This is a genomic window from Terrabacter sp. GCM10028922 (genome assembly GCF_042666095.1).
Classification (GTDB): Bacteria; Actinomycetota; Actinomycetes; order Actinomycetales; family Dermatophilaceae; genus Terrabacter.
The window spans coordinates 425,845-443,764 of record NZ_JBHTFG010000010.1 but is presented as its reverse complement, the minus strand read 5'-3'; the positions used below and the strand labels follow the sequence as shown (position 1 = coordinate 443,764).

The window sequence follows — 17,920 nt, the reverse complement described above, 5'->3', positions numbered from 1 at the left end:
GAGGCGATCGACGTGAGCACCGCAGCCCGTGTCCTCGGTGGACGTTACGAGGTCGGCGAGCTGATCGGCCGAGGCGGCATGGCCGACGTGCACCTCGGCCACGACACCCGGCTGGGCCGTCAGGTCGCCATCAAGATGCTGCGTTCCGACCTCGCCCGCGACGCGAACTTCCTCATGCGCTTCCGGCGCGAGGCCCAGTCCGCGGCCGGCCTCAACCACCCCTCGATCGTCGCCATCTTCGACTCCGGTGAGGACGAGAGCTTCACCGAAGGACCCAACGGCACGCGCACGACCCTGCCGTTCATCGTCATGGAGTACGTCGACGGCGAGACGCTGCGCCAGAAGCTGACCCAGCACCAGCAGCTCGACCCGGCCGAGGCCATCCGGGTCACCGAGGGCATCCTCGACGCACTGTCCTACAGCCACCGGATGGGCATCGTCCACCGCGACATCAAGCCCGCCAACGTCATGATCACGAGCGGCGGCCACGTCAAGGTGATGGACTTCGGCATCGCCCGGGCGATCGCCGACACCGCCGCCACGATGACGCAGAGCCAGTCGGTCGTCGGCACCGCCCAGTACCTCTCGCCCGAGCAGGCGCAGGGCCAGACGGTCGACGAGCGCTCCGACCTCTACTCGACCGGCTGCCTCCTCTTCGAGCTGCTCGCCGGCCGTCCGCCGTTCACGGGCGACTCGGCGGTCGCCATCGCGTACCAGCACGTCGGTGAGCTCCCGCAGCCCCCGAGCGTGTGGAACGACTCGGTGGGCGGCGACCTCGACGCCGTGACGCTGCACGCCCTGGCCAAGGACCGCGAGGCCCGCTACCAGGACGCCGCGTCCTTCCGGGCCGACCTCGAGAACGTCCGTCTCGGTCGCCAGATCAGCGCCGCGGCGCTCGGCACCGCTGCAGTCGTCGGCGCCGCCGCGACCCAGACCCTCCCGCAGTCGTATGCCTCGCCCGGCGCCCCGACCGCGGTGCAGCCCGCCATGACGTCCCGGCGCGAGCGGTACCAGAACACTGCCGGCCTCCCGGCCGTCGGCCACGAGGAGACCGACTCCAGGGGCCGGCAGGGCGGCCGGGGCAAGGCCGCTCTCATCACGGCGCTCGTCATCGCCGTCCTCGCCCTCGTCGGCTGGGGCGCGGCCTCCTGGTTCAGCAACCAGACGCCCAACGTCACCAAGGTCGCCGTCCCGACCATCGAGGGGATGAAGGAGGACGTCGCCGCCCGAACCCTGACGACCAACGGCCTACGCGGCGAGAAGACGACCGCCGCGAGCAGCGACGTCGACAAGGGCTCGGTCATCAGCCAGTACCCCGAGTCCGGCACGCAGGTCGCCGAGCAGTCGGTCGTCAAGTACGTCGTCTCGTCCGGCCCCGACACGCTCACGGTCCCGGACGTCACGGGCTTCGACAAGGACACCGCCCGCGAGGAGCTCGAGAAGGCAGGCTTCGCCGTCGCGGGCTTCACCGAGGAGAACACGCCCGACCAGGACAAGAACAAGGTGACGAAGACCGAGCCGGCCGCCCAGGCGGTCGTGTCCAAGGACACCAAGATCCGTATCTTCTACGCCACCGGCAACGTCAAGGTGCCCGACAACCTCGTCGGGCAGGACTGGGCCCTGGCCGCGGTCGCGCTCCAAAACGCCGGCCTCGAGCCGCGCAAGCAGACGGTCGACTCCGACAAGAACCCCGACGAGGTGCTCTCGGTCGACAAGGCCGGCGACGTCGTCAAGATCGGCACCGAGATCGTCGTCAAGGTGGCCCGCGCGCCGAGCCCGAGCCCGTCCACGGTGACCGTCACCCCGCCGCCCGCGACGACCGAGCCGCCGACAGGCACTGTCGAGCCGACCACGCTGCTTCCCTGACCCGGCTGCACGGTGGAAAGTGCCCACTCGACCGGATGACGAGGTCGAGTGGGCACTGTCGTCCGCCCGACGGCATACGCCCCGACGGCGACGTCAGACGGCGACATCAGAGGGCGACGTCAGACGGCAGCGGTGACGAGCGGGCTCAGCCCAACCGAGCGTTCGACGGCCTCGCCGTCACCGCACATGGCGAGGAAGTTGGCGAGCATCCGGTGACCGCCCTCGGTGAGGACGCTCTCGGGGTGGAACTGCACGCCGTGCAGCGGCAGGTCGCGGTGACGCACGGCCATGACGAGGCCCGAGTCGGTGTGGCCGGTGGCGACGAGCTCGTCGGGAAGGGTCGCGGGGTCGATCGTCAGCGAGTGGTAGCGCGTCGCGGTGAACGGGCTGGGCAGCCCCTCGAGGACGCCGGTGCCGTCGTGGTGCACCAGCGAGGTCTTGCCGTGGAGCAGCTCCGGTGCGCGGCCGACCGTCGCGCCGGCGACGACGCCGAGGGCCTGGTGGCCGAGGCAGACGCCGAACATCGGCTTCGAGAGCCGTGCGCACTCGCGGATGATGTCCATCGACACCCCGGCTTCCTCGGGGGTGCCCGGGCCCGGTGACACGAGGACGCCGTCGTAGGCCGCAGCGTCCGTAGCAGGCACCGCGTCGTTGCGCACGACCGTGCACTCGGCGCCGAGCTGCTCGAGGTAGCCGACGATGGTGTAGACGAAGCTGTCGTAGTTGTCGACGACGAGGATGCGGGTCATGCGGGGCCTCAGTGGTGGTGGCGGCGGTGGACGGGCGCTCAGCGGATCGGCGACGCGTACTGGAAGTCGACCGACCCCGAGTATGCCGGGAACTCGATCGAGGTGTGGGTGTGGATCCCGTAGCCGAGACCGACGGCGTCGACGTACTGGCGGTAGATGTTGACCGCAGGGTCCGCGTCGAGACCCTCTTGCAGGCGGTCGATGTCACCGATCGCGGTGATCCGGTAGGGCGGGGCGTAGACACGCCCCTGGAGGATCAGGGTGTTGCCGACGCAGCGGACCGCGCTGGTCGAGATGACCCGCTGGTCCTGGATCATCATCGCCTCGGCGCCCGAGGTCCACAGTGCGTTGACGACGGCCTGCACGTCCTGCTGGTGCACGACGATGTCGTCGGCGGTGAAGCCGTCGGGCAGGGAGTCGGCGGTGCGCTTGGCGTCGTCGAGGGTGACCTCGATGGCCTCCCCCCTGACCTTGGTCGTCGCGGCCGTGGCGGCGAGCTCGTCGGCGGCGCGGGTCAGGCTCGAGAGGTGCTTGTCGGTCGGCGCACTGGCCTTGGCGAGGGCCTCGACCTCCTTCTGGAGCTCGTCGAGGTCCGTCGCCTTCTCGGCGACGCGGGCGTCACCTTCGATGATGAGCTGCGGCAGGTCGCGGTCGGCCCGCAGGTCTCGGCCCTGCGCCGCCTGGAAGCTCATCGCGAACATCACGCCTGCCGCAGCCGTGACGACGGGCACGAGCAGGCGCCAGGTCACGCGCCGGCGGGGTGCCGGAGCCGCCGGGGCCACGTCGTCGTGCGCCACCTCGGGCGGGTCGACGTCCGTCATCACCGATGTCCTCGCTCGCGCGGACCCTCCGCGCTGACACCATTGTGCACGGCTCGCCTCATCGGACCGATCTCAGGTGCGGCGGCGAGGGCTCGGGGTGCCGTCGAGCGCCGGCAGTACGCGGTGAGCCCGTCCATGACACCGGTCATTGGCTACCCTTGGCTCAACTCAGAGCAAGGAGAAAGCAGTGCCCGAGTCCAAAGGCCGCGACCACAAGGCGACGGCGTACACCCCGCCCCGCACGAGCAAGGCCGCAGAGCCCAACCCCACCTGGTGGGCGCCCGTCTTCATCACGCTGCTCGTCCTCGGGCTGCTGTGGATCGTCGTCTACTACGTGAGCGAGTATAAGTACCCCATCGGGTCCATCGGTGTGTGGAACCTCGGGGTGGGCTTCGTCCTGCTCATGGGTGGCTTCATCATGACGATGCGCTGGCGCTGACGCCGCTGACGCCGCTGAGGCCCCGCTGAGGCGCTCCGGCTGCCCACAAGACCACGACGCCGGCTGTCCACATCTGTGGACAGCCGGCGTCGTCGTCTGTGGTCCACAGCTGTGGATGATGGCCGTGCACAACCCGGACCGCGCATCGCCACGGTTATCCACACCATTGTCCCCAGCTGGGGATGAATCACACGTGTGTAACTACATCCACAGGCTTTTCCACAGGCGGTGGACAACTCTCACCGGGAGCCTCAGCGGAAGTCGCTGGAGTCGATCATCCGGATGGCCTCCGGAACCGAGAGGTACTTCGCGACGGTCACGGCAACAAGGACCGCGAGCACTCCGCCGAGGGCGACCCACACCAGCTGACGGATGCGCTGGCGTCGGAACGCGACGATGACGCCGGCACACGCCAGGCCGGTGACGAGGCCGCCGAGGTGGGCCTGCCACGAGATGCCGGGATAGAGGAAGCCGAAGGCCGCGTTGATCGCGATCGTCGCGTACATCGCGGTCGAGGACCGGCCGAGGTGGCGGTTGAGCACGAGCAGAGCGCCGAACAGGCCGAAGATCGCGCCAGAGGCACCGACGACCCCGGTGACCCAAGGCCGGTCCGTGCCGGTCATGAGCCCGTCCCGCGTCGGCGAGCCGGCGAGCAGCGTGACGGCGACCTGGCCGCCGATACCGCTGATGAGGTACAGCGCCGCGAAGCGGGCGCGCCCGAGCATCGGCTCGAGGTACTGGCCGAGCGACCACAGCGCGAACATGTTGAGCAGGATGTGGAAGATGGTGTCCGGCGAGTGGAGGAACGCGGCCGAGACGAAGCGCCACGGTTCGGTCCAGCCGAGCGCCGGGGCGAAGGCGAAGTCCCCGGTGACACTTGGGCTCGCCCGCTGGGCGAGGTAGGCGACGGCGCAGACGGCGATGATCGCGTACGTCACGACGGGCGTGCCGTCGGTCGCGCGGCCGCCGAAGACGGTGCGCGCGCTGGGGGCGGTGCGGGCGGCCTCGCGCACGCAGTCGACGCACTGGATGCCCACTGCCGCGGGCCGCTGGCACTCGGGGCACGCGGGGCGTCGACAGCGCTGGCAGCGGACGTACGCCTCCCGGTCAGGGTGGCGCGGGCACACGGACGGACCGGCAGCGGGTTGTGGCACGTCCGGTTCCACCGGGGGCTGGCCACTGGTCGGGTTGTCAGACAACGGGATTCCCCCTGCCGGTCGCGTCCGTGGATGAGGTGAGGTCAGTCCTCGATGGTGACCGAGTTGATGACGACGTCCTCGAGCGGCTTGTCGTTGGCACCCGTGGCGACCGCACCGATCTTGTCCACGACGTCTCGTGACGCCTGGTCGGCGACCTCGCCGAAGATCGTGTGCTTGCCCTGCAGCCAGGTGGTCGCAGCGGTCGTGATGAAGAACTGCGAGCCGTTGGTGCCGCGGCCCATGCGCTTGCCGGCGTTGGCCATGGCGAGGACGTAGGGCTTGGTGAAGTCCTTGTCGGGGCTGATCTCGTCGTCGAACGTGAAGCCCGGCCCACCGAAGCCCTGACCGAGCGGGCAGCCGCCCTGGATCATGAAGTTCGGGATGATCCGGTGGAAGATCAGGCCGTCGTAGAACGGGGTCGGGTTGGTGCGTCCCGCCTCGTCCTTGTACTCCTTCTCGCCCTTGGCGAGGCCGACGAAGTTCTCCACCGTCTTCGGGGCCTGGTGCGCGAAGAGGTCGACGACGATGTCGCCGTGGTTCGTGTGCAGGGTTGCCTTCATGCGCCCAATCCTCGCACGGCGGATGAGCACGTATGCCGTCCGGCCGGGTAAGCGTGAGTATGACCGGTGGGGCACGGAACCCTTCAAGTGGACCCACCGTTGCCCAAGGGGAAGGATCATCCTCACCGCCAGATGAGGACGCGACCCGATGAGTCGCCGGGCCCGGCCCGGTGCAGGACGGAGTGCCGATGTCGTTCATGGACAAGCTGAAGAAGAAGGCCGAGGAGCTCGACCTCGAAGCCAAGGCGAAGCACCTGCAGGAGACCGCGGCACACGCGGCCAAGCAGGCGCGGGAGAAGGCAGGCGACTTCGCCGCCGAGAACCGCGAGAAGATCGACGGCTACGTCGAGTCGGCGACCGCCAAGATCGACGAGAAGACCGACGGGAAGTACCACGACAAGGTCGTCAAGGTGAAGGACCAGGTCGCCAAGGGGGTCGACAAGGTCGCCGAGGGCCACACGGCAGGGCCGACGACCGCAACCGGCGCGGCCGCAGCCGCGGGCGCCGCCGACGTGACCCCCGGTGCGCCCTACCCGGTCGACCCCGAGGCGCCGACAGCGGTGGACCCGACGACGGACGCCACGGCCACGACGCCGGACGAGACCGGTTTCGACGCCGCGGCAGGTGACCTCCCGGCCCCGACGCAGGAGTCGCTCACCGACACGACGCTCGAGGACACCGTGCTGGGACTCGACCACCCGCCTGCCACGCCCGGCACGCCCGGCCACGGCGACGCTCCTCAGCCCGAGGACGCCGACCTCGCGACCGAACGCGGGACCGACCGCGCGGCCCAGCCCCCGCACGAGGCCACGAGCTGAGTGGTCGAGGCACACGGCATACGGGACCGGGCGTCTCCGACGGGTGCGACCCACCCGCCGGCGCCCTCCGTGCGGTTCGTGGCCGAACTTGGCAGGATGGGTAAGGACGAGAGGACCTAGGAGGACGCATGTTCCGAACCAAGCAGTCCCGCACGGAGGCTGCCGTCGACCAGGCGCGAGCTGCGGCAGCCGATCTCGGGTCGGCAGCAGGCGACCGGCTCGGCTCCCTCAGACATGGTGCCGCCGACTCGGCGAGCGGGGCAGCCGCCGCCGCCAGAGACCGGGCGTATGCCGCTCGGGAGGCCGCGACGCCGGTCCTGCACGACGCTGCCGACGCGGCACGAGAGCGCTTCCTCGCGGCCCGCGAGGCTGCGGCCCCGGCGCTGCACGACGCCGCCGACGTGGCCCGCGACCGCTTCCACGACGCTACCGTGAGCGCCCGCGAGGTCGCCGGAGAGGCGCTGCACGAGGCGGCCGACCGGGCCCGGCCCAGGGTCGAGTCGGCGCAGTCGACGCTGGTCGAGTCGGTGCTGCCGAAGGTGGGAGCAGCCATCGCGACCGCTGCCGCTGCCCTCGCAGCCGGCGCCGAGCAGGCGCGTGAGGCGGCCCAGCCGCACCTGGAGCAGGCCGCCGCTCAGGCGCGCGAGACCGCCGCCGTGGGTGGGCACCGCGCCCAGGATGCCTACGCCGTGCTCAAGGGCGATGCCGTCGCGAAGAAGCGGCGCGGCAAGGGCAGGTGGCTCATCGCCATCGGCCTGTCGGCCGCAGCCGTGGCCGCGGTCGCGGCCTTCCGCAAGCAGAAGGAGGCCGACGACCCGTGGGCGACCCCGCTCGACTCCCGTTCCGCGGGTGCGGCGGGTGCCGTCAGCACCACGGACAGCGCGACCCTGAAGGACAAGGCAGCCGAGCAGGTCGGCCATGCGAAGGAGGTCGTCGCCGACGCCGCGAGCAAGGCCAGGGACAAGGCAGGCGACCTCGCGGCCAAGGGCCAGGCGGCGATCGCCGACGCCAAGGACCGCTCCGGTGAGGCCATCGACGACGCGACCGACGCCTACGGTGCCGACACCGAGGAGCCGGCCGGCGCGTCAGCAAGCCCTGGGCAGGTGACGGCCGTCGACGCAGCGCCGGACTCCGATGCGATCACGTCTGACGCGGTCGAGGGCGGCACGATCAACGGGGCCTCGACGAAGGCGTCACCGCGTGGGTCGGCCAAGGCGCGGATGGCCAAGGAACAGGGAGACCGCTCGAGCTGACAAAGCGCGACTCCACACAGAGAAGGACCCGGGTGCCTGAGGCATCCGGGTCCTTCTCTGCTTGAGCTGGCTCGCACCGACAGGGGGACAGTGCGAGCCAGCACAAGCAGAAGGGCTGGGCGCGGTTCGTGCGGGCCCAACCCTTCGCTGCACCCAGTCTGCCATGAACTGGCTGGTTGCGCGAGGGGCTCGATGAAGATTGCATCACATTGAGCGTGTCAGTGCTGGGTCCTTCCACGCGAAACGCCGCTGGATCCGGGCCTCGGGGAGGCTCGGACGATGCTGCTCTGACGAGCATGGCACCAGGCCGCGGGTTGCGCCAGAGCAAGTCAGCCGTCGATTGGCGGTGGACCGGGCGACCGGCCGGTCCACCGGACCCGCCGGGACGGTGCGTGAAGGCCCGGCTGGCCCGTGGTCTCGCGAGTACGATCGACCGAGGGGACTCCGGCACCGTGAGGTGGGCCGATGGGCATGATCGTCGACGTGCGGCTGGACGAGCGTGAGGCGGACGCCTCGCGCATCGACGCCTTGCACCGCAACGTCCTCGAGGAGCTGCGCCAGGTCGACGAGCTCGAGGTCGCCACGACACGAGTCGTCGGTCCACCCGGCACCCGGGCCATCGACGTCGCGGCCCTGAACAGCCTCGCGATCGCGGTGCTCGGATCCGGGGGTCTCACCGCGCTCGTGGCGACGCTGCGTGGCTGGCTCGGCCGGGAGCGCGGCACCACCCGCACGGTGCGTCTCGAGATCGACGGCGACGTGATCGTGCTGAGGGGCGGGTCGTCGGCGGAGGAGCAGCGACTGCTCGACCTCTTCGTGCGCCGACACGAGGAGGCCAGATGACGTCCCTGCCGGGCGCCCCGGAAAGTGCCGGCACGCGCCGCGCCCTCATCATCGCCAATGACACCTACGAGCACGCGAGCCTGACCCAGCTGCGTGCGCCCGAGGCCGACGCGCGTGCCCTGGCCGAGGTGCTCGGCGACTCGGACATCGGCGGCTTCGACGTGTCCGTGGTGCGCAACGCGGCGTCATACGAGGTGCAGGCCCACATCGACGATCTCTTCGCCGACAGCCGCCCGGAGGACCTGCTCCTGCTGCACTTCTCCGGGCACGGACTGAAGAGCGACACGGGCGAGCTCTTCTTCGCGGCGCGCAACACCCGCCCGGACCGGCTGGGCTCGACCTCGGTGTCCGCGGACTTCGTCCAGCGGTGCATGCGATCGGCCAGAGCGCGCACCATCGTGCTCTTCATCGACTGCTGCTACGGAGGCGCTTTCGGTGAAGGCGTGGCGGTGCGTGCGGGGGGTCCGGTCAACGTAGCCGACAGCTTCCCGGCGGGTCGGCTCGGCGGGGGCCGGGGACGCGCGGTGATCAGCGCGTCGAGTGCGATGGAGTACGCCTTCGAGGGCACGACGCTGACGGCGGACCACCAGCCGCAGCCCTCGGTCTTCACCTCGGCGCTCGTCGAGGGGCTGCGCAGCGGCGAGGCGGACCGCGACGAGGACGGGCTCGTGGCGCTCGGCGAGCTCTACGACTACGTCTTCGACCGGGTGCGTGAGCAGAACCCGCGCCAGACCCCCGGCCGTGACGTCGAGATGTCCGGCGAGGTGTACCTCGCGCGGAGCAGGCGCAGGCGGATCCGTCCGGTGCCGATCTCGGAGGCGCTGAGGACCGCTCTGGGCAACCCCGACCCGACCTATCGGCGCGGCGCGGTGCTCGAGCTGCGCGACCGGCTCGGGCACGAGGACCTCGGGGTGGCCCTCGGTGCGCTCGAGGCCCTGCGCGAGGTTGCCCGCTCCGACACGAGGTCCGTGGCCGACGACGCCGTCGCCGTCATCGACGCCGCCGCACCCAAGGTCACGCCGACGGCGCTCGACTTCGGCGACCTGCACCCGGACGCCGACGTCGCCGTGGAGCGCGAGCTGCACGTGCACGGGCTCCCGATCGCACGCGAGGTCCGCGCCGAGGCCGACCCACCACTGTCCGCCCTCGTGGAGGGCGGGACGGTGACGGTGTCGTTGTCACCGCCCGGTCGCGCCTTTGCCGGAACCGTGACATTGATCGGGTCGACGGGATCGGTGATCGTGCCAGTCGAGGCGCGGGTGACCAGTCGATGGGCCAGCCCACCGACGGAGGTTCCAGCGCCGACGCCGCCCGAGCCGGTCGGTGAGGCGGCCGGATCCGCCACGGCCGCAAGCGGCCCCGAGCTGACCGAACGTCGCCTCACGCCGGCCGAGCCCACTGCCCAACCGCACATCACGCCACCGCCGACGCCGGTGGAGCGGCCGCTCGAGGACACGAAGGAGGCGCTGGGCACGGCTGGGGACACGGCATACCGGAGGATCGGCGCTGGGTCGGCGGGGGAGTCATCCGAGGAGGAACGCCGTCTGGGTCGATGGCCCGCCTGGGGACTCTTCATCGGCGCCGTGATGGTTCTCGCCGGCACCACGTGGTGGTTCGCCGACCAGGACGCCACGGTGACGGTCGAGATCCTGTTGGGACCCGGCGTCCGGGCACTGCTCGCCGTCGTGGCGGCAGCGCTCGTGCTGGCCCCGCGCGTGCGCGCAGACGTGGCCATCGGCTTCCTGACGGGATGTGTCGCTGCAGCAGGGATGGGCGTCCTGACCTCGATCGGCGTCGCTGTCGAGTCCAGGATCGAGAACCGGGACATCGTGGTGGGGTGGGTGCTCGCCTTCGTCGGGCAGTCGCTCATCACGATCACCGGTCTTGCCGTCGTCGCCGTGACGGCCTGGCGCTCACCGCTTCCCCGGGGGCCGATCGCGTGGCGCGACGGTGCCACGTATGCCGTCTTGGCCACTGCCGCCGTCACGGCGGTCGTGCTGGCAAACTACGCCGGCTACGTGGGTTCTGTCGACATTCCCATCGCCGGCTACTGGGCGGCCATCCTCTACCTGTGGGGACTGCTCACGGTCGCGCTCACGCTGCTGGCGCTCTCAGCCAGACCCAGCGCCGCCGGCCGGATGATGCTGCTCGCGTGGGCGATCGCCGTCCTGGGGCTCGTCCTGTCGGAGTGGGTCCTGCTCACGGCCGAAGGTGGTGACGCGTCGGGCATGCCGTGGCTCGTGACGACGACTGCGCTGCTCGCCATCGGCGCCGGCTTCATCGGCCGTCGCGCAGCGCCGGCTTGACGAGAGGGCCGGGAGCGACACGAAGGCCGGTTCAGGACGGCCGCTCTGCGAGGCGCTCGTACGCGCGGAACGCGTTCTCCCGGGCGGACATCCGCATCATGCGGCGGGCGTCGTCGAAGGACCACTCGTCGTCGTCGACGAACCGGCCCAGCACCGTGGCCATCGCATTGCGCCAGAGCCGCGCGCCGAGGAAGTGCAGGTCCGACGGGCCGCAGGCGTCCGAGCTGTAGAGCACCTTGTCGAACGGCGCGAGCTCGAGGCTGCGGGCGACGAGGGCGGGTGAACGGGCGCCGAGGTGGTTGACGGCGAGGCCGACGTCGAGGAAGACGTTGCGGAAGCCCTGCGCGAGGTAGCCGGCCTCGCGCTCGAACGGGTAGCAGTGCAGGAGCATGACCGGCACGCGGGCGATGCTCGGGTCGCGCAGGAGCTCGGTCAGCAGGAGCGGGTCGGACCGGCGCAGGTCCAGGTCGCGGTCGCCGAGCCCGACGTGCAGCTGGATCGGCAGTCGACTGGCGGCCGCCTCGTGGAGGCCGAAGGCGATGAGGCGTGGGTCCGTGAGCCTCGACGGGTCGCCACGGCGCAGCCAGGCATCGACGTGGTGCTCGACCTCGCGATCACCGGGCCGGCCGAGGTCGACGTCGAAGCCGGCGCGATACGCGAGGACCGACTTGGCGGCGACGGCCCCGATCGAGCGGCGCTCGAGCAGCTCACGGAAGCGGACGGCATACGTCTTCGGGGTGGCTCCGTCGGCGACGACCTGTTCGGCGAGCGTCTCGAGGCGCACGACCTCGAGGGCGTCCCCGCCGCCCGCGTCGGCCATGGCGGCGGGGGAGAGCAGGTCGTCGGTGCGGAACCCGGTGTCGACGAGCCAGTGGCTGACTCCGGCTGCGGTCAGGAAGCGACGGTTGACCTCGTCCTCGCCAAGCTGGGCGCGGGCCGCCCAGTAGTCGTCGGCGGAGGCATGCCGGTCGAGTCCGAGCACCGGCGCGCACCACGCGCGGATGGCGAAGCCGAGCTGGCTGTCGAACGGGTTCGCCTGCGGCGGAAGCGGATCGGTGTCCACCTCGTTGAGCGCGTCGCCGTATGCCGTCCGGGTCGGTGCCTCCCTCAGCGCGCCGTGCACGTGGTGGTCGACGAGCCGGATCCGGTCGAGCTCTTCGAGCAGCTCTGCGGCCGCGCCGGCCCAGCGGTCGGCCATCAGACGGTCCAGGCGAGCCGGAGGCGAGCCGTCAGCTCGGTGGCATCGAGGTCCGCGAAGACCTCGCCCTCGTGGCGCCGGACGGCGAGGAGGGCGGCTGCCGCCTGCTCGCCGAGAACGTGCTCGGCGACCGAGCCGGTGAAGGCGTCGAGGATCGCGGTGTGGTCGGTGAGCACGAGCTCGAGCCCCGCGGCGGCGCGGTCCTCGGCGTCGAGCTGGCCGACGTCGAGCGTCGTCTCCGGCGGCAGCAGGAGGGTGCGCTCGATGCCGTCGAGGGCGAGGCCGAGGATGACGGCCGTTGCGAGGTACGGGTTGGCCGACGGGTCGACGAGCTTGACCTCGATGTTGGCGCCGTGCGGGTTGGCCGGACCGGGTGCGAGGTAGCGCACGGCAGCCTCACGGTTCTCGGTGCCCCAGCAGACGGTCGCCCCCGACCACATGCCTGGTTGGAGACGGAGGCCGGAGAGCACGGACCCGGCGAGCACGGCCTGGGCGCCGAGGAGCCCGTCGAGGATGCCGGCGATCGCGTGCCCACCCGGGCCGGTCAGGTCGGCGGATCCGGACGCTGCCTCGTCACCGAACAGGTTCGCGCCGTCGGCCACGAGGGACAGGTGCTGGTGCGCGCCGTTGCCCACGAGGCCGGCGAAGGGCACCGGCGAGAACGACGCGGCGAGGCCGTGCGCGCGGGTGACGACGCCGACGACGGTCTTGAGCAGGATGACGGAGTCAGCCGCCTCGACCGGGGACTGTGGCGCGAGGGACAGCTCCAGCTGGTGCGCCCCGTACTCCGCGTGGACCTGCTCGACGCCGAGACCCGCTGCGGCCGCCGCCTCGACGATCTCGCCGATCAAAGTCGATCGGTCGACGACCGCCGAGAGCCCGTACGGCGTCCACGAGGCTGCTGGCAGCGCCGAGCCGTCGGGCGCAACGAGGACGAACTCGAGCTCGTGGCCGACGAGCGGGGTCAGGCCGACAGCCTCCAGGCGAGCAACGGTGCGGGCCAGGATGCCGCGGGGCTCGGCCGGGTCGGGCTCGCCGTCCTGGGTGACGGCATACGTCGGTCCGGCGGCCACCCCACCCGGCAGCACGCGTACGGCCTCGGGGACGAGGCGCAGCCGCAGGTCGCCGACCGCGTCGTGGAACGGCGTGAGCTGGATCGAGGCGTCGAGCGAGTACCCGTTGTAGACGGGCGACATGCCGGCCCCGGCGGTGACGAAGTCGGCGGTGCGTGCGACCGGCATCGCTTTGGCGTGAACGAGGTTCGAGGCGTTGGTCGCCCAGCCCGCGACGATGCGTACGCCCTGCCGGGCGAGTGACTCGGTCAGCTCGGCCGGCTCGGTGAGGTCGCTGTCGCTCATGAGGGCAGTCTGCTCCGGCGGGTAGCTCGTGGCGACAGCTGGGGCGAGCTGATCGCGCGCCAGGTCGTGCTGTCGCCAGGACGAACCGGTTGCGCGATCACGCGCGCGATCAGCCTCCGGGACTAGATTCGCGCCCGTGCGCCTTGCACCACCATGCGGCACGACACCCTCGTCCTGACCAGGACCCTGCCCGCGCCTCCGGCGGCCGTGTATGCGGCGTTTGCCGAAGACACCATCCGGCGGCGGTGGATCCGGATGCCGGGTTCCGGCGCCCGCTACGCGCACGACTTCCGCGTAGGAGGTGGCGAGAACGCTCGGGCGTCGTTCACCACCCTCGACTCCCCGACCGAGCAGCTGGAGAACCAGTCGCACTACCTCGAGCTCGTCGACGATCAGCGCATCGTCTTCGCGTACCGGGCTGTCGTCGACGGCGTGGTGCGCTGGGCGTCCTTGGTGACGGTGGAGCTCGGTGTGGCCGACGGGGGCGACGACGCAGTGGTCGCGAGCGTCGACCCACCCACCTCGGTGTCGACGCGGCTGACCTGGACCGAGCAGGTGGCCCTGATCGTGGCGAGCGACGGTGATGGGGACGTCGACCTGGCTCATCTGCGCGGAGGCATCCAGCTGCGTCTCAACGCACTGACCGTCGCCGTCAGGTAGTTCGTCGCTGCCGGACCAGCCAGTACGGTTGGGTGACGGCCACGAAGGGACAGGACGGTCGCACCATGCCAGTTACCCAGCCGCTGGGACGCAGCGACGTGCTCGTGCCGCGGCTCGGCGTCGGTGCGATGACCTGGGGAGAGGCGCACGGGCTGGCCCGGCTCCACCCGGCCAAGATCGCCTACGGCGGCGCGGAGGGCCTCGACGAGGAGCGCGCCGCATGGCAGGTCAGCATCGCGGCGGGGGTGACCCTCTTCGACACGGCAGCCATGTACGCCGGCGGCGCCTCGGAGCGGCGGCTCGGCGAGCTCTCCAGTGACGCAGCGTTGATCGCGACGAAGTTCCCCGCCACTCTGCGGGCCGGCGCCGACGACATGCCGGGCCAGCTCGCCGACAGCCTGGCCCGGCTGCGACGTGACCACGTCGATCTCTACCAGCACCACTTCCCCTCGCGGCGGGTGGACATCCCACGCCTGATGGACCTCATGGCCGATGCCGTGGCTGCCGGACGAGTTCGCGCCGTCGGAGTGAGCAACTACTCCGCCGACCAGATGCGCCAGGCGCACGCGGCCTTGGCCCGGCGCGGCATCCCGCTCGCGTCCAACCAGGTGCAGTACTCGCTGCTGCACCGCCGACCCGAGACCAACGGGGTGTTGGATACCTGCCGTGAGCTCGGCGTCACCCTCATCGCCTACCAGCCGCTGGCCAGCGGCGCGCTGACCGGCACGTACACCCGGGCCAACCGACCCAGAGGCCTGCGGCGGTACCGCAAACCGTTCGACCGTCGGGGTCTGGCGGCCCTCGAGCCGGTCACCGCCTTGCTGCGGGAGATCGGCGAGCGCCACGGCAGGACCCCGGCTCAGGTGGCTCTTCGCTGGTTGATCGAGAACGACACGATCCTGCCCATCCCGGGAGCCAAGAACCGCAAGCAGGCCATGGCGAATGCCGAGGCGTTGACGTTCCACCTGACCCAGGACGAGATCGACACGCTCGAGGTTGCGACGCGAGCCTGGCGCTAGCTCGATGGGCGCCCCGGGCGTCGACGACGGGCGCCAGTGTGGGGCGTTCACGGCGTTCCGGTCCGGAACGAGCCGCCCAGGAGCATCCTGACCCCATGGCAGACAGCACGCCGAGGAGCATGTCCGTCCCCTTGACGGCGTTCATCGCAGGAGCGGTCGTTGCGCTGCTCGTCGGGGTGTTCGGCAAGGTGCACGACCCGACCCTCGCCGGCACGACGACGTTCGGCTTCCGCACGGTCATCGACATGAAGGTCGTGCTCTCCGTCGTGATCGGAGTGCTCGCCGTGGTCCAGCTCATCGGGGCGCTCTGGATGTACGGCAAGCTCGGCGTCAGGGCGCCGTCCTGGCTCGGCACCGCTCACCGGACCTCGGGAGCGATCGCTCTCGTGCTCACCGTGGTCGTCGCGTACCACTGCCTCTGGGCCCTCGGCCTGGAGACCGGGACCTTCGCCGACGGGGAGCCCGTGCCGGCGCGGACGGTCGTGCACGGCGTACTCGGATGCGCCGTCATCGGTGCGGTTGTGGTCAAGGTCGTGGCAGTCCGGTCAAGGCGAGCACCCGGGTGGTTCCTTCCCGTGGCCGGCGGTCTGCTCTTCGCTCTGCTCGTCGTCGTCGTGCTGACGTCGGCCGTCTGGTACATCGGCGCCAACGGCTGGCCCGGCTCGGGTGGCTAAGCACTCAGGACCGGTGACAGTCCGGTTCCTCGTGCGCTAGCGTCCCCTTACGGCAAAAGTCGCGGCCGAACGAGTGGGGGAGGTCCCCATGCCAGGCATCGATCTGTGGATTCTCCGATCACGGCGTCGACTGCTGGGCGCGGTGGGATTGGCGGTTCTTGCGGCGGTCACGTGGCTGACGCCGGCCGCTGCGGCGCCGGCCGAGGAGGTCATCGTGCTGCCGGGCGCGAGCTCGGCTGAAGGTGTCGCAGCTGGGCGTGGCTCCACGTTCTACGCCGGAGAGCTCTTCGGCGGTGACATCTTCCGAGGTGATCTCCAACGTGGCACCGCCGAACAGTTCATCGACGCGCCACCTGATCACATGGCCTTGGGCCTGAAGCTCGACGACGCCAGTGGTCAGCTGTTCGTCGCCGGTGGCTTCACCGGCCAGGGCTACGTCTACGACGGCACCACCGGTGCGGCCGTCGCGACGTACCAGTTCGGGACGCCGGGCACGTCGATCATCAACGACGTGGTGATCACTCAGGACGGTGCCTGGTTCACCGACTCCGTGCAGCCGAAGCTCTACTTCGTGCCGATCAGCCCAACCGGGACACCAGGAGACTTCAACGTGCTGACGCTGACCGGTCCAGCGGCCGACACCAGCGGCGACTTCAACCTGAACGGCATCGCCGCCACACCGGACGGGCGCACGCTGATCGTGGCCCACTCGACCAACGGGGCGCTCTACACCGTCGATCCGCTGACCGGCGCAAGTGAGCTTCTTGTGGCGGGCGTCGCTCCGGACGGAATCCTCTACGAGTCCGGGAGGCTCTGGGTGGCCGAGCCCTTCCTCAACCAGGTCACCCGGCTACGACCGAACCCAGATCTGACCGGAGCGGTCGTCGAGGACGTCATCACCAGTGAACTGTTCCAGACGCCGTCGACCATCGCGCTTCACGGCGACCAGCTCGCCGCCGTGAACGCCAAGTTCGACACCGGCTTCCCGCCGACAGCCGACGAGTACGAGGTCGTCCTCGTCGAGCGGTGAGACGCGTCAACGGGCCCACGACCGTCAAGGCGACGTATGCCGGCCAGGGCATGACCGCGACGTGGGTCAACCTCGTCGCCCTCGTCGTCCTCATGCTCCTGAAGCCTCTCGGCGGCGCCCTCAGCGACCGGGTCGGGCGCACGCGTGACTAGCCGGAGTAGCCCTTGAAGACGTGCACCCCGTCATGGGCGCCGCTGGAGTTGGAGCGGTTGGTGTTGAAGTACAGCCTGCCGCCGCTCGTGCCCACGCTCTCGATCTCGAACTTCGAGTAGACCGACGACGTGATCCGGAACGACAGGGTGCTCGTCGAGGTCAGCGTGCCGCGGGTCGCTGCCGTGATGCCTCGGTAGACGAGGACGATGCTGCGGTTGTCCTTGGTCAGCGGGTAGTAGAGGAGCTTGGTCGAGGCGTCGTAGAAGAAGCCCTGGTTGGTGAAGGTCGTCAGGTCCGAGACGGTCTTGCCGTTGACGAGCGCACCAGCGACCTTGAGGTCGAAGGCCTTGGAGAGGTTGACGGTGCCGGTGTTGGCCCGCAGCGGGATGCTGCCGTTGTAGACCGCGGCGCCGGACTTGAAGAAGAACGTAAGCGTGGTGCTCGAGACCGACACCCGGCTGATCCCGGACACCGTCTTGGTGACCCCGCCGAGCTTCACGGCGTACGAGCCCACCTTGTAGTAGGTCGTGCCGTCGTAGCGCAGCTTGACGAGCTGGGCCCCGCTGCTCTTCATCGTCACGACGAACAGGTGGTGCCGGCCGTCGATGTCGCTGATCGTCATGTCGTTGGCGTGGCCGAGCCACGTGTTGTACGACCGCTTGTCGGTGCCGTTGGTCATGAGCTCGCGCTTGCCGGTGCTCTTGTTGACCCGGTAGATGACAGCCCTCGAGTCGTCGCCCTTCGTCTTGACGACGTAGAGGTAGGTCGCACCGGCCGCGAAGCCCTGGGCCGCCGTGCAGCTGTTGGAGTCCGGCGTCGACGCGATGTCGGAGTACTCGTTGTAGTAGGCCGCCTGGGCCACCGAGCTCGTGCCGAGCAACACCCCGACCACCATCGCGAACAGCACGGTCACGCGCGCAACTGCCTTCATGTCACTCCCCTGTGAACGCGGCACCTCACGGAGCGGGCGCCGA

At 70.4% G+C, this 17,920-nt stretch carries 18 protein-coding genes; 11 read left to right on the top strand and 7 right to left on the bottom strand.

The features are described 5' to 3' along the window. Nucleotides 1-12 precede the first annotated feature (12 nt). Nucleotides 13-1,866, top strand: a complete 1,854-nt coding sequence (pknB, locus tag ACFQU3_RS12745; RefSeq protein ID WP_385910283.1) for a Stk1 family PASTA domain-containing Ser/Thr kinase — start codon at nucleotides 13-15, stop codon at nucleotides 1,864-1,866. A gap of 119 nt (nucleotides 1,867-1,985) precedes the next feature. Here pknB and ACFQU3_RS12740 read toward each other — a convergent pair whose 3' ends face one another. After that, nucleotides 1,986-2,615: an aminodeoxychorismate/anthranilate synthase component II gene (locus ACFQU3_RS12740; protein ID WP_385910281.1), complete on the bottom strand. Its 630-nt coding sequence runs from the start codon at nucleotides 2,613-2,615 to the stop codon at nucleotides 1,986-1,988. 38 nt (nucleotides 2,616-2,653) lie between these two features. After that, nucleotides 2,654-3,436, bottom strand: a complete 783-nt coding sequence (locus ACFQU3_RS12735) for a DUF881 domain-containing protein (RefSeq protein WP_385910279.1) — start codon at nucleotides 3,434-3,436, stop codon at nucleotides 2,654-2,656. A 187-nt stretch (nucleotides 3,437-3,623) separates the two neighbouring features. Between ACFQU3_RS12735 and ACFQU3_RS12730 the strand changes: the two genes are divergently transcribed. After that, nucleotides 3,624-3,875: a cell division protein CrgA gene (locus ACFQU3_RS12730; RefSeq protein ID WP_188028851.1), complete on the top strand. Its 252-nt coding sequence runs from the start codon at nucleotides 3,624-3,626 to the stop codon at nucleotides 3,873-3,875. A 251-nt stretch (nucleotides 3,876-4,126) separates the two neighbouring features. Here the strand turns inward: ACFQU3_RS12730 and ACFQU3_RS12725 are convergent, their stop codons facing one another. Next, complete coding sequence (locus ACFQU3_RS12725) at nucleotides 4,127-5,029, bottom strand: rhomboid family intramembrane serine protease (protein WP_385910277.1); 903 nt, start codon at nucleotides 5,027-5,029, stop codon at nucleotides 4,127-4,129. Nucleotides 5,030-5,115: 86 nt separating this feature from the next. Further along, a complete protein-coding gene (locus ACFQU3_RS12720) occupies nucleotides 5,116-5,634 on the bottom strand; it encodes a peptidylprolyl isomerase (RefSeq protein ID WP_385910275.1) in 519 nt (172 codons plus the stop codon). A gap of 188 nt (nucleotides 5,635-5,822) precedes the next feature. Here ACFQU3_RS12720 and ACFQU3_RS12715 point away from each other — a divergent pair, with 188 nt between their 5' ends. The 4 genes from ACFQU3_RS12715 to ACFQU3_RS12700 all read left to right on the top strand — a co-directional run bounded on the left by ACFQU3_RS12715 (nucleotide 5,823) and on the right by ACFQU3_RS12700 (nucleotide 10,854). Beyond that, nucleotides 5,823-6,452, top strand: coding sequence for an antitoxin (locus ACFQU3_RS12715; RefSeq protein WP_385910274.1), 630 nt, complete (start codon nucleotides 5,823-5,825; stop codon nucleotides 6,450-6,452). 128 nt (nucleotides 6,453-6,580) lie between these two features. After that, complete coding sequence (locus ACFQU3_RS12710) at nucleotides 6,581-7,705, top strand: hypothetical protein (RefSeq protein WP_385910272.1); 1,125 nt, start codon at nucleotides 6,581-6,583, stop codon at nucleotides 7,703-7,705. Nucleotides 7,706-8,170: 465 nt separating this feature from the next. Continuing rightward, nucleotides 8,171-8,548, top strand: coding sequence for a hypothetical protein (locus ACFQU3_RS12705; RefSeq protein ID WP_385910270.1), 378 nt, complete (start codon nucleotides 8,171-8,173; stop codon nucleotides 8,546-8,548). Beyond that, complete coding sequence (locus ACFQU3_RS12700; protein ID WP_385910268.1) at nucleotides 8,545-10,854, top strand: caspase domain-containing protein; 2,310 nt, start codon at nucleotides 8,545-8,547, stop codon at nucleotides 10,852-10,854. The genes ACFQU3_RS12705 and ACFQU3_RS12700 overlap by 4 nt, the downstream gene beginning before the upstream one ends. Before the next feature lie 31 nt (nucleotides 10,855-10,885). Here the strand turns inward: ACFQU3_RS12700 and ACFQU3_RS12695 are convergent, their stop codons facing one another. Both ACFQU3_RS12695 and ACFQU3_RS12690 read right to left on the bottom strand, forming a co-directional pair. Further along, nucleotides 10,886-12,052 (bottom strand): amidohydrolase family protein, encoded by a 1,167-nt coding sequence (locus ACFQU3_RS12695; protein ID WP_385910267.1) that lies wholly within the window; start codon nucleotides 12,050-12,052, stop codon nucleotides 10,886-10,888. Continuing rightward, nucleotides 12,052-13,410, bottom strand: a complete 1,359-nt coding sequence (locus ACFQU3_RS12690; RefSeq protein ID WP_385910265.1) for a glutamine synthetase — start codon at nucleotides 13,408-13,410, stop codon at nucleotides 12,052-12,054. The genes ACFQU3_RS12695 and ACFQU3_RS12690 overlap by 1 nt, the downstream gene beginning before the upstream one ends. 153 nt (nucleotides 13,411-13,563) lie before the next feature. Between ACFQU3_RS12690 and ACFQU3_RS12685 the strand changes: the two genes are divergently transcribed. The 5 genes from ACFQU3_RS12685 to ACFQU3_RS12665 all read left to right on the top strand — a co-directional run bounded on the left by ACFQU3_RS12685 (nucleotide 13,564) and on the right by ACFQU3_RS12665 (nucleotide 16,945). Next, nucleotides 13,564-14,070, top strand: a complete 507-nt coding sequence (locus tag ACFQU3_RS12685) for an SRPBCC domain-containing protein (RefSeq protein WP_385910263.1) — start codon at nucleotides 13,564-13,566, stop codon at nucleotides 14,068-14,070. A gap of 65 nt (nucleotides 14,071-14,135) precedes the next feature. Then, the gene (locus ACFQU3_RS12680; protein WP_385910261.1) at nucleotides 14,136-15,089 is read left to right on the top strand and encodes an aldo/keto reductase; all 954 of its coding nucleotides are present in this window, start codon (nucleotides 14,136-14,138) and stop codon (nucleotides 15,087-15,089) included. A gap of 95 nt (nucleotides 15,090-15,184) precedes the next feature. Then, nucleotides 15,185-15,763, top strand: a complete 579-nt coding sequence (locus ACFQU3_RS12675) for a DUF6529 family protein (RefSeq protein WP_385910259.1) — start codon at nucleotides 15,185-15,187, stop codon at nucleotides 15,761-15,763. An 88-nt stretch (nucleotides 15,764-15,851) separates the two neighbouring features. Continuing rightward, the gene (locus tag ACFQU3_RS12670; protein ID WP_385910258.1) at nucleotides 15,852-16,793 is read left to right on the top strand and encodes an SMP-30/gluconolactonase/LRE family protein; all 942 of its coding nucleotides are present in this window, start codon (nucleotides 15,852-15,854) and stop codon (nucleotides 16,791-16,793) included. Beyond that, entirely contained in the window at nucleotides 16,790-16,945 is a 156-nt protein-coding gene (locus ACFQU3_RS12665) for a hypothetical protein (RefSeq protein ID WP_385910256.1), read from the top strand. The genes ACFQU3_RS12670 and ACFQU3_RS12665 overlap by 4 nt, the downstream gene beginning before the upstream one ends. On the opposite strand, the gene ACFQU3_RS12660 is transcribed toward ACFQU3_RS12665, so the two are convergent. Further along, nucleotides 16,942-17,877, bottom strand: a complete 936-nt coding sequence (locus ACFQU3_RS12660; RefSeq protein WP_385910254.1) for a hypothetical protein — start codon at nucleotides 17,875-17,877, stop codon at nucleotides 16,942-16,944. The two genes, ACFQU3_RS12665 and ACFQU3_RS12660, sit on opposite strands and share 4 nt — an antisense overlap. Between the last annotated feature and the right edge of the window lie 43 nt (nucleotides 17,878-17,920).